Source organism: Polymorphospora rubra (assembly GCF_018324255.1).
Lineage (GTDB): Bacteria > Actinomycetota > Actinomycetes > Mycobacteriales > Micromonosporaceae > Polymorphospora > Polymorphospora rubra.
The window spans coordinates 7,577,309-7,601,395 of sequence record NZ_AP023359.1 but is presented as its reverse complement, the minus strand read 5'-3'; the positions used below and the strand labels follow the sequence as shown (position 1 = coordinate 7,601,395).

Sequence of the window (24,087 nt, the reverse complement as noted above, 5' to 3'; positions counted from 1 at the left end):
GTGCGGCCGGGCGGTCTAGGCACCGTCGCCGGCGCGGCGCCCCCGGCGGCGCCGCCCGGTTCGCCGGTCACGCCACCCGGCACGTCTGCTCCGCGCCGACCGGGTCGGGCCGCCAGCACGGCACCTTCACCTCGTCGAGGATGGTGTTGAGCTGGGTCGCCTGGGCGTCGAGGACCTGCTGCACGCCGCGTCCGTCGAGGCAGATCTCCTTGAAGGTGTTGAGGAAGACCTGCGACACCTCGCCGTCGCGGGCGCCGATCCCGACCGGGGGCAGCGCGACGATGGTGCCGTCGGCGTCCTGCTGCCGGCGTACGGCCTCGGCCTCGAGCGCGATCGCCGGCGGCAGGTCGGTGGCCGGTGGCGCGTCGACGACCGGGAAGAAGGCGTTGCGGCGCAGCACCTCGGTCTGCACGTCCGGGGTGGTCAGTGCCTCGATCACCGACTTGGCGAGGTCCAACTCGGGCGCGCCGCGGGGGATGGCGAGGCCGGCGACGATCAGCATGTAGCCCAGGCCCTTCGGGCCGCGCGGCGCGGGCGCCATCACCCAGTCGCCGGGACTCGCCGCCGGCGCGTTGACCAGCCGGGCCACGTGGTCCCAGGCGACCAGCACCTCGCCGCGGGCCAGCGGCTCCTGCATGTTGTCGAAGTTCGTCGACGCGGGTGCGGTCAGCGCCCACAGTTCCTTCATGTACTGCCAGGCGGTGACCGCGTCCGGGTTGCGGAACGTGGTGATCTGCCCGCCGGTGTAGCTCGGCAGCAGGTAGCCCTGGAAGAACCGGTGGACCAGGCCCTTCGGGCCGCAGGGCAGGCCGAGGACCGGCTTGCCGCCGTTGCCCCGTTGCGCGTCGCGCATCCAGGTCAGGAACTGGTCGTACGTCAGGTTCTGCACGTCGGCGCCGGCCGGCAGCCACTCCAGCGCCCGCTTGTGTACGGCGAGCACGTACGACGCCTGCATCCACGGGATGTACATGGTGCCGGCGCCGCCGAGCCGGCCGAGTTCGGCGATCTCGTCGGGGAACCGCCGGTCGGTGAGTTTCGAGGCCAGGTCGTCGAGGTTCTCGAAGCGCTGGGCGTGCGGGGCGAGGTCGCCGTGTACCCCGCCGACGAGGCTGATCTGCATGTTGCCGGCGTCGGCCTGCGAGGTCAGCGTCGAGGCGAAGACGCCGGGTGCCACCGGGTTGTACGCCACCGGGGCGGCCTTGACGCGTTCGCTGAGGATCGTCTCGAAGCGCTGGCGTTCCTCGACCGGGGTGAACTGTGTGGACAGGAAGTTGACCGCGCCCTCGCCGCCGTCGGCTCCGCTGGTGGAGGAGCCGCCGCAGGCGGTCAGCAGTGGTGCGGCGCCGGCGGCGAGGCCGAGTCCGAGCAGGGTACGCCGGGCGAGTCGGGCGTCGGCGAGCGGTCCGGGTGGAGCTGCCATCGTGCCTCCCCGTTTGGGTGGCCGGCGTCGGCGCGGATCACGCCGGGGCCGACCAGGACGGTCGGGTTCCCTTGGTGTCACAAGTGGACATATCTGTTGGCCTACGTGTCAAGCGGAAGAAACATTTCGTCGATGTGTCGACTGTCGGGTTACTGTCAGTAAGCGCGCGAGGTCGGGTGCACACTGTCCCTGTGACGACGATCACATGAAGGGTTTCGTCGGCGCACTACCCGAACCGGGCGGCCCATGCCGTGGTCGCCCGACCGGGTTACCCGGCTCTCGGCTGCCCCCGAGCCGGATCGACCGGATCCCAACCGACCGCAGGCGGGCGAGGGGGCCACACCTTCGGCGGTCGGGTCCGGTTCGGCGGTACCCACGCGACCGGCCGGCACGCCGGCGGTCCGGTGACGACGTCAGCGGGACGCGTCCGCGCGCTCCCGACGTACGGTGACCCGCTTGCCCTTGACGGTCGTGCCGCGCAGCGCGGCGATCACGTCGCGCGCCGCCGACTCCGGCACCTCGACCAGCGAGAACCGGTCGGCGATCTCGATCGCGCCGATGTCGCGGCCGGACAACTGCGACTCCCCGGCGATCGCCCCGACCAGGTCCTGCGGGCGGATCCCGCGCTCCGGCCGGCACTGACGAACAGCCGGGTCATGCCCTCCGCGGGCGCCCGACCCCGCCGCTCCTCCCGGCCGCCGGGACGCGGCCGGCCCCGACCGGCCGGCCGGGCCTGGACCGCGACCTCCGGGATCTCCTCCTCGTCGGCCGCGGCACCGCTCGCCTCGTGCGCCAGCTTCACCGCCGCCAGCGCCACGTCCATGATGTCGAACTCGTCGGTCAGCGACTCGACGACGACCCGGAACCGGCTGAGGTCGTCCTCCAGGATGCTCTCGTGCAGCGCCGCCCGGGTCAGCTCCAGCCGCCGCGCCCGCAGGTCCGCGGTCGACGGCACCTTCTCCATCATGATCCGCTGCCGGGTCACCCGCTCGATGGTGCGCAGCATGCCGTGCTCACGCGGCTCGGCCAGGGTGATCGCCACCCCCTCACGACCGGCCCGGCCCACCCGGCCGATCCGGTGCACGTACGACTCCGGCGCCGACGGCACGTCGTAGTTGACCACGTGGGTGAGCTGCTCGATGTCCAGGCCGCGGGCCGCGACGTCGGTCGCCACCAGCAGGTCGGCGGTGCCGTTGCGCAGCCGGGTCATCACCCGGTCACGCTGCTCCTGGCTCATCCCGCCGTGCAGCGCCTCGGCCCGGTAGCCGCGCCCGTTGAGGGTCTCGGTCAGCTCGTCGACCTCGTCGCGGCGCCGGCAGAACACGATCGCCGCGGTCGGCGCCTCGACGTCGAGAACCCGGCCCAGCGCGGCCGGCTTGTGGGCCCGGGCGACCAGGTAGGCGGCCTGCCGCACCTTCGGCGTCTCCCCGGCCGGCGCCGGCTCGCGTCCGATCTGGATCCGGACCTCGTCGCGCAGGTGACTGCGGGCCAGCGCGTCGATCCGGGGCGGCATCGTGGCCGAGAAGAGCACCGTCTGCCGCTGCTCCGGAACGTCCTGGAGGATCGCCTCGATGTCCTCGGCGAATCCCATGTCGAGCATCTCGTCGGCCTCGTCGAGCACCACCGTCCGGATCCCGGACAGGTCCAGGGTGCCGCGCCCGATGTGGTCGAGTGCCCGGCCGGGTGTGGCCACGACCACGTCCACACCGCGTTCGAGGGCCCGCAACTGCCGTACGATCGGCTGTCCGCCGTAGATGGGCAGCACCCGCGCGCCGAGGTCGCGGCCGTAGCGGTGCACCGCCTCGCAGACCTGGATGGCCAGTTCCCGGGTGGGCACCAGGACCAACGCGTCCGGCCCCGGGCCGCCACCGTCGCCCCGCATCCGGTGCAGCAGCGGCAGCGCGAACGCCGCCGTCTTACCGGTGCCGGTCGCCGCCTGTCCGAGCAGGTCACGGCCGTCGACCAGCGGCGGGATCGCCTCCCGCTGGATCGGGGTGGGTTCCTCGTAGCCGAGAGCGGAGATCGCGCGCACCAGTTCCGGCCGCAGTCCCAGTTCGGCGAAGCCGGTCGCGTCGTCCATGTGTTCCCTTTCCCATTGCTTCGCGGCGGCGGCCACCACATCGCTCGGCGGCGCCCCTGACATCCTCCCCTGCCCGCCGGTTCGGCGTCGCGGCACCCGCCGACCCCGCCGGTCGCCACGACCGCGCGTCCGCCCGGTGACCGTACCGCGCCTGGTACCACCGGGCGTACCATCGCTGGTATGGCAGAGAAGGTCACGCTCAGCCTCAACGCCGACACCCTGACCCGCGCCCGCGCCGCCGCCCGGCACGCCGGGCTGAGCCTGTCCGCCTGGATGGACCGGGCGGCCCGCCGGGAGGCGCTCCGCGACGCCGCCCGCCGGCAGGACGACTGGATGGCCGCCAACCCCGGCATCCGCGAGGAACTCGACGGCTTCGACCGGCTCGCCGATCGGATCGAGGCCGGTCGGACCGGTTCCGGCTGGACCGACCTGTCTGAGGCGGCGTGAACCGCGGCGAGATCTGGACCATCGGCAGCGGCCGCGGCGACCTGCGGTACCGGGTCGTCGTACTGTCCGGAGACGCACACAACGACCGACCGAGCGCGGCGCCGTACTGCGCGCCGATCGTCCGCCAGCGCGGCTCGACCGAGCTTCCCCCGTTCGTGGTGCCGCTGGCCGAGAGCGACCCGCTGTCGGGGGTCGTGGTCGTCAACCGGATGCGTCGGATGCCGATCGCCGCCGGCGCCGAACGGCTCGGCATGGTGACCGGCGCCAGCATGGCCCGGCTCGGCGAGGCCATGCGGGACCTGTTCGAACTGTGAGCGGCCGCCCGACCGCCGGCCCGCCCGGCCGGTGGCGCGGCGGGCGGCCCGGCCGGATCACGGCGGAGGCGGCGTGGGGCCCGTGGTCGTGCTGATGCACAGTCCCACCGGGACCCGGCTGACGCCGGTTCCGTGGGTGGTCCCGAACCATCCGGAGTAGGACAGGGTCCAGGGCGTCTGCGTGTACCGGACCCTGAGATTGAGAACGGTGCGCGCCGGGATCGTCAGACTGATCTGCTCGCTGAGGGCGACGCTCTGCTCGTTCGAATAGCCGATCTCGGCCTCGATCGCCCCCGCACCGCCACTGATCGAGGCGCTGACCGTGACCTTCGAGGTCGTGGTCGTCGTCCGGGTGTACTCGACCGGGCCCTGGGTGTTGTTGGCGTAGGAGGAGACCACCGTCGTGCCGCACACCGCCGTCGCCGGGCCGCGGGTGATCTTCCAGCCGGTGACGGAGGCCTGGGCGGGTGCCGCGCTGGCGACGAGGAGTCCGCAGATCGTGGCCGACACCAGAAGCGCTCTTCGTAGCATCATGGGCTGCCTTCCTGCCTGGAGGGCAACACGGGGGCGCGTGCGGGCTCCGATGCTCGTCGCTGCCGGACCATGTTCGCAATCAACCATGTTCACGATCGACCATGTCCGCGATAGATCATGTCCGCGATAGATCATGTCCGCGATAGATCATGTCCGCGATCGATCATGTCCGCAACCAATCGATGGACGTCATCGTATCAGCGGGTGTTCCGCCGCCACCAGAGGCGACGGGCCGGCCGCGCCGACCGCGTCGTGCGGGTTTGCCGGCCGGTTCGGTGGGGAGTCCCGGTACTCGGCGACCGGCGGAAGGAATCCGATGACCACCCAGAAGACCCGGATCCTGCCCGACAGCGACCTCGTCGCCCTGCGCGACCTCGCCGCCCAGCTACGGGTCGACTCGATCCGGGCCAGCGGCGCGGCCGGCTCCGGCCACCCCACGTCCAGCCTGTCGGCGGCCGACCTGCTCGCCGTACTGCTCGCCCGGCATCTGCGCTACGACTGGTCCGACCCCAAGGCCCCCACCAACGACCATCTGATCTTCTCCAAGGGGCACGCCTCGCCACTGCTGTACGCCGTCTTCAAGGCCGCCGGCGTGATCAGCGACGACGAACTGGTCGGGACGTACCGCAAGTTCGGGTCGCGGCTCCAGGGGCACCCGACCCCGGCACTGCCCTGGGTCGATGTGGCCACCGGCTCGCTGGGCCAGGGCCTGCCGGCCGGCGTCGGGATCGCGCTCGCCGGCCGCTACCTCGACAAACTGCCGTACCACGTCTGGGTGCTCTGCGGCGACAGCGAGACCGCCGAGGGGTCGATCTGGGAGGCGCTGGACAAGGCCGGTCACTACGGGCTGCGCAACCTGACCGCCATTGTCGACGTCAACCGGTACGGCCAGCGGGGGACCACCGAACTCGAATGGGACCTCGACACCTACCGCCGTCGGGTCGAGGCGTTCGGCTGCCGTGCGATGGTCGTCGACGGCCACGACCTGACCTCGATCGACGACGCCCTGCGTACCGCCCGCACGGCGACCGGGCCGACCGTCCTGCTCGCCCGCACGATCAAGGGCCGGGGCGTACCCGACGTCGAGGACAAGCCCGGCTGGCACGGCAAGGCCCTGCCGGCCGACATCGCCGACCGTGCCGTCACCGCCCTCGGCGGCGTACGGTCGATCACCGTCGCCGCGCCGATGCCGGCACCCGGCCAGCCCGCCGTGCCGACCCCCGCCCCCGGCCCCGCCCCCGACCTGCCCCGCTACGAGCGCGGCGCCAAGGTCGCCACCCGCAAGGCGTACGGGGAGGCGCTGCTGGCGCTGGCCGCCCGCCCCGACGTCGTCGTACTCGACGGCGAGGTCAGCGACTCCACCCGTACCGAGGCGTTCGCCGACGCCTTCCCGGACCGGTTCTTCGAGATCTACATCGCCGAGCAGCAGCTCGTCGGCGCCGCCGTCGGCCTCCAGGTCCGCGGCTACCGCCCCTTCGCGGCCACCTTCGCCGCGTTCCTGTCCCGGGCGTACGACTTCATCCGGATGGCCGGCATCTCCGGCGCCGCCATCAAGCTCGCCGGTTCACACGCCGGAGTCGAGATCGGCGCCGACGGCCCCTCGCAGATGGCGCTGGAGGACCTCGCCGCGATGCGGGCCGTGTACGGCTCGACCGTGCTCTATCCCAGCGACGCGGTCTCCTGCGCCGCACTCGTCGCGCAGACCCTGGACCTGTCCGGCGTCAGCTACGTGCGGACCACCCGCGGCTCCTACCCGGTCCTGTACGACAACGGCGACACCTTCCCGATCGGCGGCAGCAGGCAGTTGCGCGGCGGCCCCGGCGACCGGGTCGCGCTGATCGGTGCCGGCGTCACCGTGCACAACTGCCTCGCCGCCGCCGACCGGCTCGCCGCCGACGGCATCGACGCCCGGGTCATCGACCTGTACTCCGTCAAGCCCGTCGACCGGGACGCCCTGGTCGAGGCGGTACGCATCACCGGCGGCCGGCTCGTGGTGGTCGAAGACCACTACCCGCAGGGCGGTATCGGCGCGGCCGTCCTGGAGGCCCTCGCCGACCTCGGTGAACCGGTCCGGATGAGCCACCTCGCCGTCCGTGGCCTGCCCACCTCGGGTACGACCGCACAGCTCATGGACGCCGCCGGAATCGGCGTCGACGCGATCATGGGCGCCGCCCGTACGCTCGCCGCCCGCTGAGCCCGTACCGCTGCTCGTCGGAGCCCGGCCCCGGGCCCGCGCGCCCGGGCGGATGCCGGGGTGGGCGCCGGCTCGCGGGCGTCTCCGGTGAGCCTGCGGACCCGGGGCGTATGCTGCTGCCACGCGGCACAGCGAATTCGGCGTAACCACAGCGACTTCGCTGTCACCCGCGACAGTGATATCCGGCTCGAGCCCGTCGATACCCACGGCGTCGAGCCGTCGTCACCCGCCGCCACGCGTCGCCCGGTGTGAGCCGGCCCACCGTTGCGCCGGACGGGAATGATCCACCGGAGGCGTCTCTTGGTGGACGGTGGGAGCTGCTCCCACACCACTGCCAGCTCGGACGGAAGACAGCTATGACCTCGGTCGACAGCCAATTGGCGCCCCCAGCACCGGCGATGCCGGGCGACCTGATGACGCCGTGGCAGCGCGTGAAGATGGTGCTGGTGCTCGGCTCGCTGATCGCGGTGGGTCCGCTCACCATCGACATGTACCTGCCGGCGCTGCCCGCCATCACCGACGACCTGCTCACCAACGCCGCCGCGGTCCAGCTCACCCTGACCGGAACCCTCGCCGGCGTCGCGCTCGGCCAACTGCTCATCGGCCCGCTCTCCGACGCCGTCGGCCGGCGGCGCCCGCTGCTCGCCGGCGCGATCGTGCACGTGATCGCGTCCCTGCTCTGCGCGCTGGCGCCGAACGTCGCGGTCCTCGGCGCGCTGCGGGTGGTGCAGGGGCTGGCCGTGTCGGCCGCCGCCGTCGTCGCCATGGCCGTCGTACGGGACCTGTTCAGCGGCCTCGGGGTGGCCCGGGTGCTGTCCCGCCTGATGCTCGTCATGGGCGTCGCCCCGGTTCTCGCCCCGACCCTCGGCGGCGAGGTGCTGCGGTGGACCGACTGGCGGGGCGTGTTCGTCGCACTGGCCGGCATCAGCGTCATCCTGCTGGCGATCACCGCGTTCGGGCTGCCGGAGACGCTGCCGCCCGAGCGTCGCCGCCACGGCGGGCTCGCCGGCACCGCCCGCGCGTACGGCTGGTTGCTGCGCGACCGGCCCTTCGTCGGCCTGGTCCTGGTCACCGGCCTGGCGATGGCGGCCGTGTTCGCGTACGTCGCCGGGTCGTCGTTCGTCTTCCAGGAGCAGTACGGAATGAGCGAACAGGGCTTCGCCGTCGTCTTCGGCCTGGGCGCGATCGGGCTGGTCGCCGCCAGCCAGCTCAACGTGGTGCTGCTGCGCTACTTCCGGCCGGCGCGGATCATGATCGCCTCCGTGGCGGCCGGGGCGCTGTGCGCCCTTGCCCTGCTGCTGTTCGCGGTCACCGGCTTCGGTGGCCTGCCCGCCATCCTGGTGCCGTTGTGGGGTGTGCTGGCCACCGTCGCGCTGATCAATCCCAACGCGGCGGCCCTGGCGATGGGCCGGCACGGCGAGGCGGCCGGCACCGCCGCCGCGCTGCTCGGCTCTGCCCAGTTCGGTGTCGGCGCGGTCGCCGCGCCCCTGGTCGGCGCGATCGGCACCGGCGGCGCCGCCATGGCGGCCGTGGTCGCCGCCAGCATGGTGCTGGCGCTGGCCGCCCTGCTGCTGATCGTTCGCCCCGCCAGCCTGGTCACCGAGGTCCCGGCGGTGGCCCCCGCCACCGCCCACTGACCCGCGCACCTCGACCGGGACACTTCCCCGATCAACCGCAACCACCCGCCGCAGCGGTCACCGGACCGAGGTCAACCGCGACCAGAGCCGCGAGTCGACCGAGCGCCGCCGCACCGTCTGGAGCCCGAGGACATGCGGCGAAGCCGTCATGCCCGCAGGGCGAAGACGGTGCATGGGGCGGCGCGAAGCGGAGCGAGCCAGCCGAGCCGGAGGCGAGGCCAGCAAACTCAGCGCCGCTTGAAGCGGCTGGCGAGGTCGCGCAGCTTCTGCTGGTTTTCCGGCTTGGAGAGCTGCTGCTGAGCCTGGGAGGTCAGCTTCCGGCCCTGCGAGCTGGACAGGAACGTGCGGATCTTCTGGACGATCGACATCTGCTGCTCCGGTGGTCAGGTGGCCGGTTGTTTGGTGGCCATCCGTCGTAATGATGACAGTCGAAGCTGGCAGTTTGCTGCGAGTGTCGGCCGGTTCACGCTCGGCGGTGACGCGGCCGATCCGCGACGGATGGAACCTTTCGCCGCTCCCGTTGGTGGGACTGGTGGAGAGGGGAGGCGTCGGTGCCCGTGGACGTGGTCGGCGAGGTCTATGCCGGGTGTTTCCGGCGTCTGGTCGTGCAGCTCTACGCCGTGACCGGTGATCTGACCGAGGCGCAGGAGGCGGTGCAGGAGGCGTTCGTCCGGGCGCTGGCCGCGCCGGGGCGGTTCGCGCGGCTGGACAACCCGGAGGCGTGGCTGCGCCGGGTGGCGGTCAATGTTGCCCGTAGCCGGCACCGCCGGCGGCGCGTCCTCGACGGCCTTCTGCGCCGGATCGGCCCGCCGCCGGTCGTCGCCGACGTCGGACCGGACCATGTCGCGCTCATGGCGGCGATGCGTCGCCTGCCGCGGGGGCAGCGGGATGCGCTCGCCCTGCACTATCTGGTCGATCTGCCGATCGAGGAGGTCGCCGACACTCTCGGTGTCTCCGTCGGCACGGTCAAGTCGCGGCTGTCCAGGGGGCGGCGCGCCCTCGCTCTCGACCTTGGTGAATCCGTCTATGCCGGGAGTGCCGATGTCCGATCGTGAGTTTTCCGGGTTCGACGCCGATGCGGTGAAGGAAGCCGTCCGGCAGCCGCCGCTGGACGAGTTGTACCGGGTGGTGGTCCGGCGCCGGAAGCGCCGCCTGTCGGGTACGGCCCTCGCCCTGGTCGCCGTACTGGGGGCGGTGGCGGGCGGACCGATGATCGGGGGGCAGGCCGGCGGCCGGCCCGGCATCGAGGAGCAGACTTCGCCGCCGGGGGTCACCCAGTTGTTCGTGCTTGACGGGACGTCGGCGGTCGGGGTCAGGGAGACGGCGGACTGCTCCGTCGAGTTCGGGTACACGCAGGACCTGGGCGTCACCTGGTCCGAGTTCCGCCCGCTGGCGTACGAACAGCCGTGTCGGGGGGCCGCCGAGGGGCGGCACACCGCCGACCTCAGGTACCAGCCGCTCGGTGTGCGGACCTACCTGGTCAGCGTGGACGACCGGTCCTATCTGTCGACGGACGCGGGACGGACCTGGCAGGACGCCGACTCGGCGATCACCGCAGTCGACGCTTTCCCGCCGGGTGCGGATCCGGTGGACTGCCAGGTGGGCTGTTTCGGGCTGCCCGAACCACTGGCGGTGGATCCGGGAACCGAAGGGGTCTTCCGTCTGCGGGGCGAGTCGCCGTCGCCGTTCCGGCTTCGCAACCTGTACGAGAGCACGGACGGAGCGCTGTGGACCGCCTACTGGCCGGGAGACATCGACAGGCCGTCGGTGGTGGCGCGCAGCGTCGACCGGGGGGCGACCTGGCGGCCGGCGACCCTGCCGGAGCCGTTCACCGGCGACACGCCGCCCACCCTGCTGGGACTGGCGGCGGAGAGCGGCGAGGTTGCCTATCTGCTGGCCGCGCCGAGAGACGGCGTCGGCCGGTACGCGCTGATCTTCCGAACCTCCGATGGCGGTGCCACGTGGACGGAGGTGCTCACGGACCTGCCGGCGTCACCGGTCGTACGCCCGTTCACGGTCGGTGACGGCGGGACCCTGCTGATTGCCGACGCCGACCTGCAGGACGGGTACGTGTGGGCGAGTGACGACGGCGGACGGCACTTCGTGCGGGGGCCGGCGGTGGAGCCCGGCACGCTCGGCGGCATTTCGGGCCGCGTCTGGATAGTCGACCAGGACGGTGCGAGCATCACCGGCGACGGTACGAGGTGGCAGGCGCGCCTGGCCCTCCCACAGTGAACGGTTTCCCCGTACAGCGGAGTTGATCTGGGCGTCAGCCACCCTACGGCCGGTCGGTAGGGTGGCTGACGCCCAGATCAACGACAATTCCCGGGGCGGGCCAGCCCCGCCGGGGCGCCTGGACGGGGGAGGGGCGATGGGGACACTGCGTACGGCCGTACTCGTGGCGGCGACCGGGACGGCCGGGCTGCTCGCCGGCCTGTTCTACGCGTACGCCTGCTCGGTCATGCCGGGGCTGCGCCGTACCGACGACCGCACCTTCGTCGAGGCGATGCGGCACATCAACGTGGCGATCCTGAACGGCTGGTTCGCGCTCAGCTTCGGCGGCGCGCCGCTGCTCGCGCTCGTCGCCGTCGTCCTGCACTGGGGTGCCGGCGGGCCGACGCTGTGGTGGACGGTGGCGGCGGTCGCCTGCCACGCGGTGACGCTCGGGGTCACCGGTGCGGTCAACGTGCCGCTGAACAACCGGCTCGACGCGGCCGGCGGGCCGGCCGATCCCGGCCCGGTCCGGGCCGCGTTCGAGGCGCGGTGGGTTCGGTGGAACCTGGTCCGTACGGTCGCGTCGGTCGCCGCCTTCGGCTGCCTGCTCGGCGCGCTTCTGCACGGGTAGCGCGGGCGGCGGGGCCCTGGCTATGCGTCGCCAGCGGCCCCGATGAACAGCCGGCCGACCCGCCCGAGATGGTCACGGAACTCGGCGGGTTCGAGCACCTCGAACTCGGCGCCGATCGCGGCGAGCAGCAGCACCGGCCAGTCGAACTCGTCGACGTGCATGGTCAGCACGCAGCCCTCGCCGTCGGCCTCTACCTCCGCCCACCGGCCGACGACGCGGGCCACGTGGTCGGTTCCCGCCCGGACGCGGACCCGTACCCGGTGCCGGGTCGGGATCGACGACAGGCCGGCGCGGACGAACTCGGCGGCGTCGGTGGCCGGCAGGTCGCGGGGCCTGAACCGGGCGCCGGTGCGGCGGGCCGCCGACAGCCGGTCGACCCGGAACGTACGCCAGTCGTGGCGTTCGACGTCGAAGGCGACCAGGTACCAGCGCCGGCCGTACGGGACGAGCCGGTGCGGCTCGACCAGCCGGGTCGACGGGTCGCCGCCGCGGCCGGTGTAGTCGAACGCGAGCCGTTCGTCGTCGCGGCAGGCCTGGGCGATCAGGGTCAGGGTGGCGGCGTCGACCGTCGGGCCACCACCGGGTACGGCCGGTTCGGTGTACGTGTGCAGCGCGTCGACCCGGCGCCGTAGCCGGGACGGCAGCACCTGTACGACCTTGGCGAGGGCCCGTACCGAGGTTTCGGCGATGCCCTCGACGGCGCCGCCGGCCGCGGTGCGCAGCCCGACCGCGATGGCGACCGCCTCCTCGTCGTCGAGCAGCAGCGGAGGCAGTGCGGCGCCGGCCTGGAGTTGGTATCCGCCGGCGACGCCCCGGGTGGCGTCGACGGGATAGCCGAGTTCGCGCAGCCGGTCGATGTCGCGGCGCAGGGTGCGTTCGCTGACCGAGAGCCGGTCGGCGAGTTCGCTGCCGGGCCAGTAGCGGTGGGTCTGCAACAGCGACAGCAGTTGCAGCATCCGGGTGCTGGTGTTCGCCATGGATCGAGGTTCCCGCCGATTGAGGTCAGGTTCTGGCCGGAATCGATTCTAGCGTGGTGGACATGACCACGACGATGATCGAGGCGAAGGGCCTGACCAGGCACTTCACCGTGAGGAAGGCGACCGTCGAAGCCGTACGCGGCATCGACCTGACGGTCGGCACCGGCGAACTGGTGGCCCTGCTCGGCCCCAACGGCGCCGGCAAGTCGACCACCCTGCGGATGCTCACCACCCTGATTCCGCCGACGTCCGGCACGGCCCGGGTCGCCGGCCACGACATCACCACCGACCCGCGCGGGGTTCGCCGCCGGATCGGGTACGTCGGCCAGGGCAACGGCGCCGGCCACAGCCAGCGCGGCCGGGACGAGCTGATCAGCCAGGGCCGCTGCTACGGGCTGACCCGGGCCGACGCCCGGGCGCGGGCCGACGAACTGATCTCTAGCCTCGACCTGGCCGGGGTCGCCGACCGGGTCGTATCGTCACTGTCCGGCGGCCAGCGCCGCCGGCTGGACATCGCGATGGGGCTGATCCACGCGCCGGAACTGCTCTTCCTCGACGAGCCGTCGACCGGGCTCGACCCGCAGAACCGGGCCAACCTCCAGGACCACGTCCGCAAGCTGCGCGCCGAGCACGGCACGACGGTGGTGCTGACGACGCACTACCTCGACGAGGCCGACTCGATGGCCGAGCGCGTCATCGTGGTCGACAACGGCCGGGTGATCGCCGACGACACCCCGGCCCGGCTGAAGGCCGACCTGGCCGGGGACCGGATCACGCTGGTCTGCGCCGACCCGGACGCGGCGCGGCGGGCCGCCGTACGGGCCCGCGACTTCGTGACCCGTGCCGGTGGACCGGCGGGCCGGGCGGCCCTCGCCGGACCGGCCGGTGCCGTGGTCGAGCAGGTCGGCGACACGGTCACGGCCCGGGTGCCGGACGGCCCCGGGACGCTGCCCGGACTGCTGCGGGCCCTCGCCGGCGACGGTGTCGACGTGGTCCGCGCCGACGTGGACCGCCCGACCCTCGACGACGTCTTCCTCAACCTGACCGGCCGCAGCCTGCGCGAGGGCGGCACCACCGGCACCGAACAGGAGATCAACCGTTGAACGCCAGCCTGGTCACCGACACCGTGACCGTCTTCAGTCGGGAACTGCGCCCGGTGCTGCGCGACCCGTTCTCCGCGATCGTCGGCATGATCCAGCCGCTGGTCTTCCTCGGCCTGTTCGCCCCGCTGTTGCCGGATGCCGTCGGCGCCGGTCAGGGTTCGGCGCTGCAGTGGTTCGTGCCCGGCATCATCGTGATGTGCTGCCTCTTCGGCACCTCGATGACCGGCTCCAACCTGCTCTTCGAGATCCAGACCGGCTCGCACGAGCGGATGCTGGTCGCGCCGCTGCGCCGTCCGGCGCTGCTCATCGGCCGGGCCCTGAAGGAGATCGTGCCGGTGCTCGTCCAGGCGCTGATCATCGTCGCGGTGACCGTACCGTTCGGGTTCGACCTGCACCCGGTCGGTGCACTGATCGGCCTGCTGATCCTCGCGGTGTTCTGCGTCGGGCTCGGCGCGCTGTCGTACACGCTGGCCCTGGCGTCGAAGAACCAGGAGTGGCTGTTCTGGACGGTGCAGCAGACCCTGCTGTTTCCGTTGCTGCTGCTGGCCGGGATGCTGCTGCCGGTCGACTCCGGCCCCGGGTGGCTTTCGACCCTGTCCCGGTTCAACCCGCTGACGTACGTCGTGGACGCCGAACGGGCGCTGTTCGCCGGTGAGGTCGCCTCGCTGACCGTGCTGTGGGGGCTGCTCGCGGCCGGCGCGGTCGCCGCGTTCGGGCTGGCCGTCGGCACCCGCGCCATGCGTCGCTCCAGCTGACCCGCGCCGCCGTTCCGCCGGCCGGTGCCGGTCCGGGTTCAGTCCGGCCGGTGCCGGCTGGCGTACGCGCGTACCTTGGCCCGGTTGCCGCAGACGGCCATGCTGCACCAGCGCCGCCGGCCGCGCGGGTCGAGGAACAGCCAGCCGCACATCTCGCCGGGGCAGGCCCGGACCCGGGTCCGGTCCGGCGAGGTCAGCAGGTCGGCACCGGCGCGGGCGGCGGCGAGCACCGGCAGGGCGAGGCCGGCGTCCGCGGGCAGGATCCACCGGGCGATCCCGTCCGGGCCGTTCGCCAGCACGGTGTGCGCGGCGGCCCGTTCGGCCTGCGCGGCGACGTGCCGGAACGCCGCGTCGTCGGCCGGATCGAGCAGTACGTCGTGCAGCGCCGAACGCAACCGTCGGGCGTCGTCGACGGTCCGGTCGGCGGCGGCCGGTTCCCGGTGTCCGGCGTCCCGCAGTCGGCGCACGGTGTCGGGGGTGAGGACGCCGGCGTGGCCGGTCCACACCGCGAGCCGGTCGAAGTCGCCGAGCCAGTCCTGGTCGGGCAGGTCGGCGGGTGGGGGAGTGCCGGGCCGCGGGGGAGTTTCGGGCGGTGGGCGTGTTTCCCAGCCGGCCCAGGTGTTGCAGAAGTCCAGGGCGGGGTGCCCGCCGAGCAGGACGGGCATCGGGTAGCCGTCGACCTCGACCCAGTGCACGCCGTCATTATGCCTTGACGATCGGCGCCTAACCAGTAGTCTGCCAAACACCGGTTATTGGATATCTACTGGTTAGGTGATTGTATGGCTCTCGAACGTCCCGCACTGGTCGGTGCCCTCGTCGTGTCCACCCTCGCCGTCGTTCCCGCTGCCCCGGCCGCCGCTGCCCCGGTTGCCGTTGCCCCGCCCGCCCCGCCGTTGTGGCCGCCACGCAGGTCACCGGGTGGACCGGCTACCAGCCGGAGCCGTGGCGGCCGTGGATTCAGGAGGAGTGGATCGCGCCGGCGGGCCGGTACTGCTCGTTCCCGCTCGGCGTACGCGTGGTCTCCCAGGACATCCGGGTCCGGGTGCTCGCCCGCCACCCCGGCGGCGCCGCCAGGCTGGAGGAGTTCGCCGGCCCGCTGACGGTGGACTTCGTCAACGTGGACACCGGAGCGTCGGTACGCCGCGACGCGGGCGGCTCCGGGGTGGCCGAGTACCGGCCCGACGGCAGCTACGCGCGGTACACGATCGTCGGCCCGGCGGGCTTCGGTTTCCGGGCCGGCGACGGCCTGCCGAAGGGCTACTACATCCTTGACGGGCTGCACGTCATCTCGTTCGACGCCGACGGCATCCGCCGGCTCGCGGTCGGGATCGGCAACCGCGAAAACGTCTGCGATCCCCTGACCCCCTGACCCGCTCTCCCCGCGAGGCGTTTCCCGCGATCTTGCACTTGTCTCCTCCTTTCGCGGCTTTTGCCGGGCGACAAGTGCAAGATCGCGGGGAGTGTGGCGGCGTCAGTCGACGGCGCGCGCCGTCGAGCCAGTTCTGCCGGGCCTTCTCGAGCCCGTCGGCGGGAGCGAGCCGGAATCCGGTTGCGGCCGGCCGCCGGACCGCGCACGCTGCCAGACGTGCGGATGCACGAGGACCAGCTCGGCGTCGCCGACCAGACGGTGCGTGCGCTGGTGGACGCCCAGTTTCCCCGGTGGCGACGCCTGCCGGTCAGGCGCATCGCGTCGCAGGGAACGGTCAACGCCATCTTCCGGCTCGGGGAACGGCTCACAGCCCGGTTCCCGCTCCAACCCCGTGCGGCCGACGCGGCGCGGACCTGGCTGGTAGGTGAAGCGGAGGCGGCCCGCGAACTGTCGGGCCGTACCCGGTTTCCCACCCCCGAGCCGGTCGAGATCGGCGAACCCGGCGCCGGCTACCCGATGCCGTGGTCGGTGCAGACCTGGGTGCCCGGCGTGGTGGCCGCCGACCGGGACCCGGGTGGCTCGCATGCGTTCGCGGCCGACCTGGCCGAGTTCATCGACGGCGTACGAACCATCGACCTGCGGGGACGCACCTTCGCGGACCAGGGACGTGGCGGCGAACTGAAGGCGCACGACGGGTGGCTGGAGACCTGCTTCCGGCACAGCGAAACGCTGCTGGACGTCCCGCAGCTGCGCCGGTTCTGGGCCACGATGCGGGAGCTGCCGCGCGGCGGCTCCGCGGACCGGATGACCCACGGCGATCTCATCGCGGGCAACGTCGTGGTCGCCGACGGACGGTTGGCCGGGGTCCTCGACGTCGGTGGGCTGGGGCCGGCCGACCCTGCCCTCGACCTCGTGAGTGCCTGGCACCTGCTGGAACCCGGGCCACGGCAGACGCTCCGGCGGCAGCTCGGCTGCGACGATTCCGAATGGGAGCGGGGCAGGGCGTGGGCGTTCGTGCAGGCGATGGGAGCGGTCTGGTACTACGACCGGACCAACCCGCCCATGAGCCGGATGGGTCGACGTACCCTCGCACGCATCGTCGCCGACCCGCCGCAGGGATGAGCCGGTCATCGTGGATCAGGCGATCCGGTGCCCGGCATCGACCAGGAACGCGGGGTGACGGCGGGGCATGACGCCGCGCCGCCAGCCGGCCGCCACCCCCGGAGTGGCAGGTCAGACGGTGGGGCCACCGGTGTTCCGGATCATCTGCCGGAGCACCTTGAGCGTCGTGACGTAGTCGACGTCATCGATGCCCCGGTGGATCTGATCGCGGATCGCCGGAGCGTACTTCTTGAGACCGGCGCGAGCGTCCTCCCCCGCTTCGGTGATCCACCACCGCTCTTCGGCGTCCCGGGTGAGCCAGCCGCGTTTCCGCAGAATCTCCGCCTCGGCCCGGAGATCGTCCTCGGGACGCAGGTAGGTGCTCATCGCCCGCTCGAGTTCGGGGACGGTCATGCCGTGGCCGTCGGGTGAGATGTCGTTCTTCGACAGGTTGCGTAGCAGCCAGAACTGAGGCTGGGTGAAGCCGAACTCGGCCTGCCGGGCGCGGGTGAAGGCGATGAGGGCCTCGTACGCCACGCCGGTCCAGTAGGCGGCGGGTTGAGCCGCCAACTCGGCGTCGGAAAGGTGCTGTGTCCCCATGTTGCCTCCGGCGACAGGTGGCTGGTGGCTGGTGGCTGGTGGAGACAACGTAGAACCTCAAGTTCGGTCGAGGTCAAGAGCGGGACCGGTACGGCCGGCAGCCGGTCACCACCGCTCCACGAGATGTTCCCGGCCCGGCGGCGGATCGTACGGCTCGGGCCAGTAGTCGACGACCCGGCTGATCAGCCCGTGCTCGGACATCTCCAGCCAGACGCACGCATCCTGCTGCTCGGCACCGACCCGGAAGTCGAGCCACAGCGCGGCGGTCCGGCCGTCGGCGACCACCCGACGCACCCGTAGGTGCCAGTCGCCGGGATACTCGGTGTTGAACCGCAGGAACGCGTCCCTGCCGCGGACCCGCTCGCGGGTCTGCGGCATCTCGTAGACGACATTGTCGGTGAGCAGGGCGGTCCACCCGGGCCAGTCGCGGTTCTCCAGGCGATCGACGTAATCGATCGCGGCCCGGCGGGTCGTCGCGGTGTCATCCATGGCGGGGACGCTATCGCCCGGCTGCGACATTCTGGCTGTCGCACAGGTCCGGCCCGGTCGAGGGCTCCCATGACCATCGGCACTGTGCCGGCCGGTGGTTCGGCCGATTTACTGAGGCCGCCGGAAAGTCCGGCCTGCGGCAGGAAGAAGGATCACGTGGTTTTCTGGGCGGGCGCCGCCGGAGCGGTCCTCTTCGTGCTGGTGTTCCTCGTCGACGGCGGGACCCGGCCGAACTACTCGCCCGTACGCCACCCGGTCAGCGCGTTGGCGCTCGGCCGGCGGGGCTGGGTCCAGACCGCCAACTTCATCGTCTCCGGCGCCGCGATCACGGTAGGGGCGCTCGGCATGGTCTTCGAGGGGTCGAGCATCCTGATGGGCGTGGTCCTGACCATCTTCGGCCTTGCTCTCGTCGCATCCGGGGTGTTCCGGATGGATCCGATGCTCGGATATCCGCCGGGCGCTCCAGCGGGGATACCCAAGGACAACAGCCTCCAGCACCGACTCCACGATCATGCTGGCGCGGTCGTCTTCCTGTCCCTGCCCCTCGCTGCGGCCATCGGTGCCTTCGCACTGCCCGCGACGCCCTGGCGGATCATCTCGGGCTGTCTCGCCGCCGCCCTGTTCCTCGGATTCGGCCGGTTCGGCAAGGCGTGGGAGGACGTGTCACCGCGCCTCGGTCTCATCCAGCGCGCCGTCATCGTCCCGGGATGGGGCTCACTCGCCGTGCTCTTCACCGCGCTGGCGCTCGGAACGATCTAGAGTGCTTGCCCCCTGCGTGTCACCAACCCGGTGAACTGATGGACAGCGCACGAGCTAGAAGCCGATGGCTTCGCGGATCAGCACCACGGTGCCCCGGTCCGGGAAGGCTTCCCGCTCGAGGATGAGAACCCGGCCGAGGAACGACGACTGCCCGTACGACTGCTGGAGGCGCTGGTGCTCCCGGGGCAGGCTGTGGGTGCGGATGCGGCGTAGCCCGGTTTCGAGATCCGGGACCACCTTCTGGGCGCCGACCACCCAGATCGCCCGCCGGGCACCGGACGCGTACGGCGCGAACTGGCTGCCGCTGGCCGAGCCGACGACGAGGTGGCCCTCTTCGGTGACCGCATGCACGCTGCCGACCACGACGTCCGGCAGGGCGCCGAGCCGGATCTGGTCGTAGACGTCGTCGGAGGGCTCGCCGGCGTTCGCGCGGACCGACCGGAAGTTGCCGGACTCGTCGAGTTCGGCGGTGATCCCGGACAGTCGCAACGTCTCGCTGGAGGCGGTGAACACGCTCTGGTCCCGGGGCACCAGATCGGTGACCAGCTTTCGGGCCTCCTCGGGGGTCTCCACCACATGAACGGTGTATCCGTTGTCGCGCAGTGCCTTCGCTGCTTGGTCCAGTTGCACCGCGCCCGCCGGGGCGGCGAAAGACTCGTCGACCGTCACGATTACCATCTCCTATCTTTCCCATCGGTATTGCCTGGCAGCCGGATTCATTGTGGGTAACCATGAGAGGGCCTGGAAGACGGCACTTTCTTCTGCCTCAGTTACCTGGAGGTCACCATGGCGGCGAACGGTGCGGACGTACTCAGGGCCCGCGACGAGGCCACCTGCCGGATCCGGGAGATCCTGGACCGGGTCGGCGACAAGTGGTCGTTGACCGTGATCAGCGAACTCGGGCAGGAATCCCGCCGCTTCACCGAGCTGAAGAACGCGGTCCCGGGCATCAGCCAACGCGTGCTGACAGCCACGCTGCGGGGCCTGGAACGCGACGGACTGGTGCGGCGCACAGTTCACCCCGTCGTGCCGCCCCGGGTCGACTACGAACTGACCCCGCTCGGCCGCACCCTGCTCGACACCGCCTGGACGTTGATGACCTGGGCGTTGGAGCACATGGACGAGATCGACGAGGCCCGTACCTCGTACGACCACGCGAACTGACGGTTCCGGGCGAGGCGGCGCGGGCCGCGTACACCCTCGACCGGGACGCGCGGTGACGGCCGGTCCACCGGGGGCGCCGGAGGCCGTCAGGCCTCGGGGAGTACCGCCCGTCCGACGATGTACGGCACGGTGACCGCACCGAGGGCCGGCAGTTCGAAGTGTTCGATGTGGACGACGTCCAGCGGCGAGCGACGCAGGGACGCTTCGGTTTCCCGGGCCGGGTCGCAGCCGTGGTCGAATATCCGCGTCGCCGGCGCGATCACCCGTTGCACCACGCGTTTCCAGGTCCGTTCCGGCGCCCCGACGTGCTCGGCGAAGACGAACTGCCCGCCGGGCCGCAGCAGGCGCGCGATCTCGGCGAGGACGCGGGCCTGGTCGCGGACCGAGCACAGCACCACGGTGGCCAGGACCGCGTCGACGCTCCCGTCGGGCAGCGGTACGGACTCCGCCGCCGCTGCCAGGGGCTCGCGCGGATGCCCGGAGCGGTGCGCGTTGCGGGCCAGTTCGACACGGCGCCTGCGGTCCGGCTCGCAGCCGATCCACGTCACGCTCGAGTGCAGCAGGCCGAAATTGCTGCCGCGACCGGCGCCGATCTCCAGGACGGTGCCGCGCAGCCCGCCGATCGCCGCCGACTTGGCGGCCCGGTACGCCTCGAAGCCCTCAGCCACGGCCGTCGTATTCCGTCCCACGTCGATAGAGAACCTGCAACTCGCGGATGAAGGCCGTGGTGTCGATGTCGGGGTCGGCGGTGAACAGTTCGTGGAAGCCCTCCACCGCGCACACGATGCTCTGCGCCACGACCGAGCTGTCCAGGTCGCGGAAGGCGCCGCCGCGCTGACCGTCGTCGAGAACCCCGCGTACGGGAGCGACGAGGGGCTCGTCGTCGAAGGCGAACGCCCGCCCCGGTGCCTTCCAGCCGGCGGCGAGCCGCCACAGGGCACGTACGCCGTCGCGGTTGTCGTCCTGGAACCGTACGAACGCCTCGATGTAGGCGGCGAGCGCGTCGGCCGGACCGGCGGCGCTGTCGACGGCGGTCCGCAGCGCCCCGGTGCACCGGCTGATCAGGTGGTCCACCACGGTGATCAGGACCTCGTCCTTGTCGGCGAAGTGGTAGGTGATCAGCCCGGTGCTGGACAGGCCCGCCTCGGTGGCGATGCGGCCGAGCGAGGTCTGGGACAGCCCGTCGCGTGCCAGGACCGTGACCGCGGCGTCGACGATCTGCTGACGGCGGGCCGCACTGGTCACGGTCTGCTGTTTCTTGTTTGCCTGCACAAGCAAAAATTAGCATGGCCGAGCAAACTTCCGTGACAGGTCGACGTACCCGCTGATCTTGGTGTGCCAAACCGCCGCTAGCATCGTCGGGATGGCAACGCGCCTTGTTCAGATCAACATGAAGGCTCGGGACCACTCCGCGCTGGGCGGTTTCTGGGCGGAGGCGCTCGGCTGGGGAGCCTCCAGCGAGGAACCCGGCGTGACCAACCTCGAACCCGAGGGCTTTGTCTACCCTGACCCCGTCGCCGTCTGCCTCGACCTCGTCACCTCCCAGGAACCCAAGACGGTGAAGAACCGTGTGCACGTCGACCTCGCCACCACCTCGGCGGCCCGTCAGGCGGAGATGGTCGCGCGCCTGAAGGATCTCGGCGCGACAACCGCCGACGTAGGCCCGGACGACGCCCCATGGACGGTCATGGCCGACCCGGAGGGCAACGAGTTCTGCGTGCTGGACCCCCGACCGCTCTACCGAGACACCGGACCGATCGCCGCGGTAGTGGTCGACTGCGCGGATCCGCGAGCCATGGCCCGCTTTTGGGGCGAGGCCATGGACTGGACCCCGCACCAGGTGACCGACGACAACGCGTTACTGCGTTCCGCCAAGGGCGTCGGTCCATACCTGCAGTTCCTCCGCACGCCTGACGTGAAAACCGTGTGGAACCACGTCCATCTCGACGTCCGTCCGTACCCGGGTGACGACCTCGAGGCCGAGGCGGCCAGACTGCGGTCGCTCGGCGCCACCGCCATCGACCTGGACCACGACCGGTGGACGGTCCTCGCCGACCCGGAAGGTAACGAGTTCTGCCTTCTTGCCCCAGGCTGACCCGACCCTCTTCATCCGCTCGCGCCGGCCGATGACTCCCGGCCGGCTGATGCCGGTCGGTGCACGACTATGCTTGCGCCCGAGTCACCTCTGACGCGTGAAGAAGCACTGATGGACGACAGGCTCGCCCGGATTCAGGCCAAACTTGCGGCCTTGCCCTCGACTGAAGGGGCCGTTCTCGACCCCGTACTCACCGAGCAGCAGGTCCTGGGCTTCGAGGACCAGCACGGTATCCGACTGCCCGAGGAATTCAGGCAGTTCGTTACTCGTATCGGCCATGGCGGTTACGGCCCGACCTACGGGCTCCTGCCCATGGACAGGTGGATACCCCGCGCATGGAATTCCACGGAAAGCTCGCCGAGCCGTTTGCCTTCGTACCTGACTCGTACGTCTCGGCCTGGTTTGGCAGTGAAGATGGGCCGACGCTTCCTTTCCCCGGTGCGATCACAGTCGTCTGGGGCGGATGCACCCAGTACACCCTGCTTGTCGTCACCGGATCCGGCCGCGGTCGTCTGGTCGAGGTCATCGCCGGCAGCGACGTCGAGCCTTACTTCCACACCGACGCGGACTTCCTGGCCTGGTACGAACGTTGGCTGGACTTCACCCTGGCCGGACATCGTGATCTGACCTGGTTCCCGCACCAGATGGCCGGCGACGAACCGGAGCTCGTGGACACGCTTGTCAACGACGCATTCGCAACGCGACGCAACGCTGCCGCCTACACGTTCATAACCTATCCCGGGCCGAGCGCGTCGCTTCTCGACGTCTTGGCGCAGGCGCTGTCGACCGAGCCGCACCCGATCGTACGAAAAACGATCTTGCGTGCTCTGGGGGCGCAGGGTGAGCAGGGCCGTGATCTCCTGCCCGCAGCGCTGGCAGATCCAGTACCCGACGTTCGACGTCTCGCGGGGAGCCTCATGACCACCAACACCCGGCAAGGCATACGGCTGAGCCCCAAGCTACGGCCGGGTCGCTCAGGTCCAGCTTGAAGGCGGGGCCCGGCTGCGCAGGCTGCCAGCCGGCCGTCAGCGCCTGGCGGACGCCCGCGGCCACCGTCCCGGGCAACACCGGTTGGCTCGGCAGTCCGAACCAGTTGCCGGGATGGGCGCAGGGCAGCGCCGCGACCAACAGGGCGCCCGGCTGTTCCGCCTGTTCGACGACGAAGGTCAGTGGCGACCAGCCACTGCCCTGGTGGTAGGTCGGTCGGCGCCGAACCGACCAACGGAAGGCGACGCCGTCGACGGTGATCCGTCGGGAACCCTTGGTTGCCAGTGTCATTCGTACCTCGCCTTTCAGCACTGCGTGAGCGAGCACCGTAGGCAGGGGTCCGTTTTCGCTGCCATCGAATTACCGCGTCGGTACGCGCGGCTGGTGCCGCGGCGTCAGCTGACGAAGGCCCGCAGTACGTCGACCCATGCCTGGTGTTGCTCGAGGTGTACGTCGTGACCGGCATCCGGAACGACGACGTGCGTGACGTCGGTGCGCGTCGCGCGCATCCGGGCCAGCTCGGCCTGCTGGATGGTGCCGCTCCCGCCGGACACGAGCAACGTCTCGGCCGTCACCCGCTGCCACTCCCGCCAACGGGCGGTCTCGACGACCCCCGCGATGGCGTTCCGCATGACGTCGGCGTCGAACCGGGGCCACAGACCGTCGGCCCGCTGCTCCAGGTCCCGGATCCATGCCTGCGCCATCGGGGTCGCGCCCAGGAACTCGGCCGCCGCCCGCGCGTCGCGGAACGGCGCCGGCCAGGAGGCGAACCAGGCGCCGAGTTTCGCCGGCAGGTCCTCGCCGGCGGGGCCGCCGACGCCGGCCTCGACCATCACCAGTCGGCGCACCAGTTCGGGATGCCACGCCGCGGTCAGCATGGCGGTGTGTCCGCCCATCGACTGGCCCACGAGCGTCACCGGCGGGTCGATGCCCAGCGCACCGATCACGCTGACCACGTCGCTGACGTACGCCCGGCGGGACAGGTCGTCGGGGCGGCGGGTGGAACGGCCGTGCCCGCGCTGGTCGACGGCGACGACGCGATGGTCCGGCAGCAGCGCGGTGGCGGACGGCCACAACTCCCGGGCGCTGCCGGCCAGGCCGTGCAGGAAGACGACCGGGTCGCCGCCCGCGCCGCTGTCGAGACAGGACAGTGTCACGCTGCCGTTGCGGATCTCCACCCGTTCCACCGGGGTATTCAACTGAGCCCGGTCGCCATC

General features: G+C 71.6%; 27 protein-coding genes and 1 pseudogene. 15 read left to right on the top strand and 13 right to left on the bottom strand.

The features are described 5' to 3' along the window. Positions 1 to 67: 67 nt before the first annotated feature. Both Prubr_RS33330 and Prubr_RS33325 read right to left on the bottom strand, forming a co-directional pair. Complete coding sequence (locus Prubr_RS33330) at positions 68 to 1,420, bottom strand: ABC transporter substrate-binding protein (protein WP_212819290.1); 1,353 nt, start codon at positions 1,418 to 1,420, stop codon at positions 68 to 70. Positions 1,421 to 1,833: 413 nt separating this feature from the next. Next, positions 1,834 to 3,500 (bottom strand): annotated as a pseudogene (locus Prubr_RS33325) (DEAD/DEAH box helicase). Between the two features lie 180 nt (positions 3,501 to 3,680). On the opposite strand from Prubr_RS33325, the gene Prubr_RS33320 reads away from it, so the two are divergent. Beyond that, complete coding sequence (locus tag Prubr_RS33320) at positions 3,681 to 3,947, top strand: hypothetical protein (RefSeq protein ID WP_212819288.1); 267 nt, start codon at positions 3,681 to 3,683, stop codon at positions 3,945 to 3,947. Then, on the top strand, positions 3,944 to 4,261 hold the full coding sequence (locus Prubr_RS33315; protein WP_212819287.1) for a type II toxin-antitoxin system PemK/MazF family toxin: 318 nt from the start codon (positions 3,944 to 3,946) through the stop codon (positions 4,259 to 4,261). Before Prubr_RS33320 ends, Prubr_RS33315 begins: the two co-directional genes overlap by 4 nt. A gap of 57 nt (positions 4,262 to 4,318) precedes the next feature. Here Prubr_RS33315 and Prubr_RS33310 read toward each other — a convergent pair whose 3' ends face one another. After that, positions 4,319 to 4,795, bottom strand: a complete 477-nt coding sequence (locus tag Prubr_RS33310) for a hypothetical protein (RefSeq protein WP_212819285.1) — start codon at positions 4,793 to 4,795, stop codon at positions 4,319 to 4,321. Between the two features lie 316 nt (positions 4,796 to 5,111). On the opposite strand from Prubr_RS33310, the gene Prubr_RS33305 reads away from it, so the two are divergent. Next, positions 5,112 to 6,989, top strand: coding sequence for a transketolase (locus Prubr_RS33305; protein ID WP_212819283.1), 1,878 nt, complete (start codon positions 5,112 to 5,114; stop codon positions 6,987 to 6,989). 356 nt (positions 6,990 to 7,345) lie between these two features. After that, positions 7,346 to 8,626 carry a multidrug effflux MFS transporter gene (locus tag Prubr_RS33300; protein WP_246567992.1) on the top strand — a complete coding sequence of 427 codons (1,281 nt, stop codon included), beginning with the start codon at positions 7,346 to 7,348 and terminating at the stop codon, positions 8,624 to 8,626. A 227-nt stretch (positions 8,627 to 8,853) separates the two neighbouring features. Here Prubr_RS33300 and Prubr_RS33295 read toward each other — a convergent pair whose 3' ends face one another. Continuing rightward, on the bottom strand, positions 8,854 to 8,994 hold the full coding sequence (locus Prubr_RS33295) for a hypothetical protein (protein ID WP_212819281.1): 141 nt from the start codon (positions 8,992 to 8,994) through the stop codon (positions 8,854 to 8,856). A 183-nt stretch (positions 8,995 to 9,177) separates the two neighbouring features. On the opposite strand from Prubr_RS33295, the gene Prubr_RS33290 reads away from it, so the two are divergent. The 3 genes from Prubr_RS33290 (at position 9,178) to Prubr_RS33280 (ending at position 11,471) form a co-directional block, all read left to right on the top strand. Next, on the top strand, positions 9,178 to 9,681 hold the full coding sequence (locus Prubr_RS33290; protein WP_212819279.1) for a SigE family RNA polymerase sigma factor: 504 nt from the start codon (positions 9,178 to 9,180) through the stop codon (positions 9,679 to 9,681). Beyond that, positions 9,668 to 10,861 carry a sialidase family protein gene (locus Prubr_RS33285; RefSeq protein ID WP_212819277.1) on the top strand — a complete coding sequence of 398 codons (1,194 nt, stop codon included), beginning with the start codon at positions 9,668 to 9,670 and terminating at the stop codon, positions 10,859 to 10,861. The genes Prubr_RS33290 and Prubr_RS33285 overlap by 14 nt, the downstream gene beginning before the upstream one ends. 136 nt (positions 10,862 to 10,997) lie before the next feature. Then, positions 10,998 to 11,471, top strand: coding sequence for an anthrone oxygenase family protein (locus tag Prubr_RS33280; RefSeq protein ID WP_212819275.1), 474 nt, complete (start codon positions 10,998 to 11,000; stop codon positions 11,469 to 11,471). A 20-nt stretch (positions 11,472 to 11,491) separates the two neighbouring features. On the opposite strand, the gene Prubr_RS33275 is transcribed toward Prubr_RS33280, so the two are convergent. Continuing rightward, the gene (locus Prubr_RS33275) at positions 11,492 to 12,448 is read right to left on the bottom strand and encodes a helix-turn-helix transcriptional regulator (RefSeq protein ID WP_212819273.1); all 957 of its coding nucleotides are present in this window, start codon (positions 12,446 to 12,448) and stop codon (positions 11,492 to 11,494) included. Positions 12,449 to 12,522: 74 nt separating this feature from the next. Here Prubr_RS33275 and Prubr_RS33270 point away from each other — a divergent pair, with 74 nt between their 5' ends. Both Prubr_RS33270 and Prubr_RS33265 read left to right on the top strand, forming a co-directional pair. Then, positions 12,523 to 13,551, top strand: a complete 1,029-nt coding sequence (locus Prubr_RS33270) for an ABC transporter ATP-binding protein (RefSeq protein WP_212828824.1) — start codon at positions 12,523 to 12,525, stop codon at positions 13,549 to 13,551. After that, positions 13,548 to 14,306 (top strand): ABC transporter permease, encoded by a 759-nt coding sequence (locus Prubr_RS33265; RefSeq protein ID WP_246567990.1) that lies wholly within the window; start codon positions 13,548 to 13,550, stop codon positions 14,304 to 14,306. Before Prubr_RS33270 ends, Prubr_RS33265 begins: the two co-directional genes overlap by 4 nt. A gap of 38 nt (positions 14,307 to 14,344) precedes the next feature. Here the strand turns inward: Prubr_RS33265 and Prubr_RS33260 are convergent, their stop codons facing one another. After that, positions 14,345 to 15,001, bottom strand: a complete 657-nt coding sequence (locus Prubr_RS33260) for a CGNR zinc finger domain-containing protein (RefSeq protein ID WP_212819271.1) — start codon at positions 14,999 to 15,001, stop codon at positions 14,345 to 14,347. A 200-nt stretch (positions 15,002 to 15,201) separates the two neighbouring features. Between Prubr_RS33260 and Prubr_RS33255 the strand changes: the two genes are divergently transcribed. Together Prubr_RS33255 and Prubr_RS33250 are read left to right on the top strand one after the other, a co-directional pair. Further along, complete coding sequence (locus tag Prubr_RS33255; RefSeq protein ID WP_212819269.1) at positions 15,202 to 15,675, top strand: hypothetical protein; 474 nt, start codon at positions 15,202 to 15,204, stop codon at positions 15,673 to 15,675. A 222-nt stretch (positions 15,676 to 15,897) separates the two neighbouring features. After that, positions 15,898 to 16,797, top strand: a complete 900-nt coding sequence (locus Prubr_RS33250) for an aminoglycoside phosphotransferase family protein (RefSeq protein WP_212828820.1) — start codon at positions 15,898 to 15,900, stop codon at positions 16,795 to 16,797. A gap of 111 nt (positions 16,798 to 16,908) precedes the next feature. Here the strand turns inward: Prubr_RS33250 and Prubr_RS33245 are convergent, their stop codons facing one another. Then, positions 16,909 to 17,376 carry a MarR family winged helix-turn-helix transcriptional regulator gene (locus Prubr_RS33245; RefSeq protein ID WP_212819267.1) on the bottom strand — a complete coding sequence of 156 codons (468 nt, stop codon included), beginning with the start codon at positions 17,374 to 17,376 and terminating at the stop codon, positions 16,909 to 16,911. Positions 17,377 to 17,481: 105 nt separating this feature from the next. After that, positions 17,482 to 17,865 (bottom strand): nuclear transport factor 2 family protein, encoded by a 384-nt coding sequence (locus tag Prubr_RS33240; protein ID WP_246567988.1) that lies wholly within the window; start codon positions 17,863 to 17,865, stop codon positions 17,482 to 17,484. A gap of 156 nt (positions 17,866 to 18,021) precedes the next feature. Here Prubr_RS33240 and Prubr_RS33235 point away from each other — a divergent pair, with 156 nt between their 5' ends. Then, complete coding sequence (locus Prubr_RS33235; RefSeq protein WP_212819263.1) at positions 18,022 to 18,624, top strand: DUF998 domain-containing protein; 603 nt, start codon at positions 18,022 to 18,024, stop codon at positions 18,622 to 18,624. A gap of 54 nt (positions 18,625 to 18,678) precedes the next feature. Here Prubr_RS33235 and Prubr_RS33230 read toward each other — a convergent pair whose 3' ends face one another. Then, complete coding sequence (locus Prubr_RS33230; protein WP_212819261.1) at positions 18,679 to 19,302, bottom strand: lactate utilization protein; 624 nt, start codon at positions 19,300 to 19,302, stop codon at positions 18,679 to 18,681. A 108-nt stretch (positions 19,303 to 19,410) separates the two neighbouring features. Here Prubr_RS33230 and Prubr_RS33225 point away from each other — a divergent pair, with 108 nt between their 5' ends. After that, positions 19,411 to 19,788 carry a winged helix-turn-helix transcriptional regulator gene (locus Prubr_RS33225; protein ID WP_212819259.1) on the top strand — a complete coding sequence of 126 codons (378 nt, stop codon included), beginning with the start codon at positions 19,411 to 19,413 and terminating at the stop codon, positions 19,786 to 19,788. 86 nt (positions 19,789 to 19,874) lie between these two features. Here the strand turns inward: Prubr_RS33225 and Prubr_RS33220 are convergent, their stop codons facing one another. Continuing rightward, on the bottom strand, positions 19,875 to 20,456 hold the full coding sequence (locus tag Prubr_RS33220; RefSeq protein ID WP_246567986.1) for a class I SAM-dependent methyltransferase: 582 nt from the start codon (positions 20,454 to 20,456) through the stop codon (positions 19,875 to 19,877). Then, the gene (locus Prubr_RS33215) at positions 20,449 to 21,060 is read right to left on the bottom strand and encodes a TetR/AcrR family transcriptional regulator (RefSeq protein WP_212819257.1); all 612 of its coding nucleotides are present in this window, start codon (positions 21,058 to 21,060) and stop codon (positions 20,449 to 20,451) included. Before Prubr_RS33215 ends, Prubr_RS33220 begins: the two co-directional genes overlap by 8 nt. A 91-nt stretch (positions 21,061 to 21,151) precedes the next feature. Here Prubr_RS33215 and Prubr_RS33210 point away from each other — a divergent pair, with 91 nt between their 5' ends. Continuing rightward, a complete protein-coding gene (locus Prubr_RS33210; RefSeq protein ID WP_212828816.1) occupies positions 21,152 to 21,883 on the top strand; it encodes a VOC family protein in 732 nt (243 codons plus the stop codon). Between the two features lie 84 nt (positions 21,884 to 21,967). On the opposite strand, the gene Prubr_RS33205 is transcribed toward Prubr_RS33210, so the two are convergent. Next, the gene (locus Prubr_RS33205; RefSeq protein ID WP_212819255.1) at positions 21,968 to 22,162 is read right to left on the bottom strand and encodes a hypothetical protein; all 195 of its coding nucleotides are present in this window, start codon (positions 22,160 to 22,162) and stop codon (positions 21,968 to 21,970) included. Between the two features lie 41 nt (positions 22,163 to 22,203). Between Prubr_RS33205 and Prubr_RS33200 the strand changes: the two genes are divergently transcribed. Continuing rightward, complete coding sequence (locus Prubr_RS33200; RefSeq protein WP_212819253.1) at positions 22,204 to 22,872, top strand: HEAT repeat domain-containing protein; 669 nt, start codon at positions 22,204 to 22,206, stop codon at positions 22,870 to 22,872. 393 nt (positions 22,873 to 23,265) lie between these two features. On the opposite strand, the gene Prubr_RS33195 is transcribed toward Prubr_RS33200, so the two are convergent. Next, positions 23,266 to 24,057, bottom strand: coding sequence for an alpha/beta fold hydrolase (locus Prubr_RS33195; RefSeq protein WP_212819251.1), 792 nt, complete (start codon positions 24,055 to 24,057; stop codon positions 23,266 to 23,268). Positions 24,058 to 24,087: the final 30 nt, after the last annotated feature.

Coding starts and splice junctions, on each gene's coding strand:
- Prubr_RS33330 (WP_212819290.1), bottom strand. CDS start 1,420: ATGGCAGCTCCACCCGGACCGCTCGCCGACGCCCGACTCGCCCGGCGT.
- Prubr_RS33320 (WP_212819288.1), top strand. CDS start 3,681: ATGGCAGAGAAGGTCACGCTCAGCCTCAACGCCGACACCCTGACCCGC.
- Prubr_RS33310 (WP_212819285.1), bottom strand. CDS start 4,795: ATGATGCTACGAAGAGCGCTTCTGGTGTCGGCCACGATCTGCGGACTC.
- Prubr_RS33305 (WP_212819283.1), top strand. CDS start 5,112: ATGACCACCCAGAAGACCCGGATCCTGCCCGACAGCGACCTCGTCGCC.
- Prubr_RS33300 (WP_246567992.1), top strand. CDS start 7,346: ATGACCTCGGTCGACAGCCAATTGGCGCCCCCAGCACCGGCGATGCCG.
- Prubr_RS33295 (WP_212819281.1), bottom strand. CDS start 8,994: ATGTCGATCGTCCAGAAGATCCGCACGTTCCTGTCCAGCTCGCAGGGC.
- Prubr_RS33285 (WP_212819277.1), top strand. CDS start 9,668: ATGTCCGATCGTGAGTTTTCCGGGTTCGACGCCGATGCGGTGAAGGAA.
- Prubr_RS33280 (WP_212819275.1), top strand. CDS start 10,998: ATGGGGACACTGCGTACGGCCGTACTCGTGGCGGCGACCGGGACGGCC.
- Prubr_RS33275 (WP_212819273.1), bottom strand. CDS start 12,448: ATGGCGAACACCAGCACCCGGATGCTGCAACTGCTGTCGCTGTTGCAG.
- Prubr_RS33270 (WP_212828824.1), top strand. CDS start 12,523: ATGATCGAGGCGAAGGGCCTGACCAGGCACTTCACCGTGAGGAAGGCG.
- Prubr_RS33250 (WP_212828820.1), top strand. CDS start 15,898: ATGCACGAGGACCAGCTCGGCGTCGCCGACCAGACGGTGCGTGCGCTG.
- Prubr_RS33245 (WP_212819267.1), bottom strand. CDS start 17,376: ATGGGGACACAGCACCTTTCCGACGCCGAGTTGGCGGCTCAACCCGCC.
- Prubr_RS33240 (WP_246567988.1), bottom strand. CDS start 17,865: ATGGATGACACCGCGACGACCCGCCGGGCCGCGATCGATTACGTCGAT.
- Prubr_RS33230 (WP_212819261.1), bottom strand. CDS start 19,302: ATGGTAATCGTGACGGTCGACGAGTCTTTCGCCGCCCCGGCGGGCGCG.
- Prubr_RS33225 (WP_212819259.1), top strand. CDS start 19,411: ATGGCGGCGAACGGTGCGGACGTACTCAGGGCCCGCGACGAGGCCACC.
- Prubr_RS33210 (WP_212828816.1), top strand. CDS start 21,152: ATGGCAACGCGCCTTGTTCAGATCAACATGAAGGCTCGGGACCACTCC.
- Prubr_RS33205 (WP_212819255.1), bottom strand. CDS start 22,162: ATGGCCGATACGAGTAACGAACTGCCTGAATTCCTCGGGCAGTCGGAT.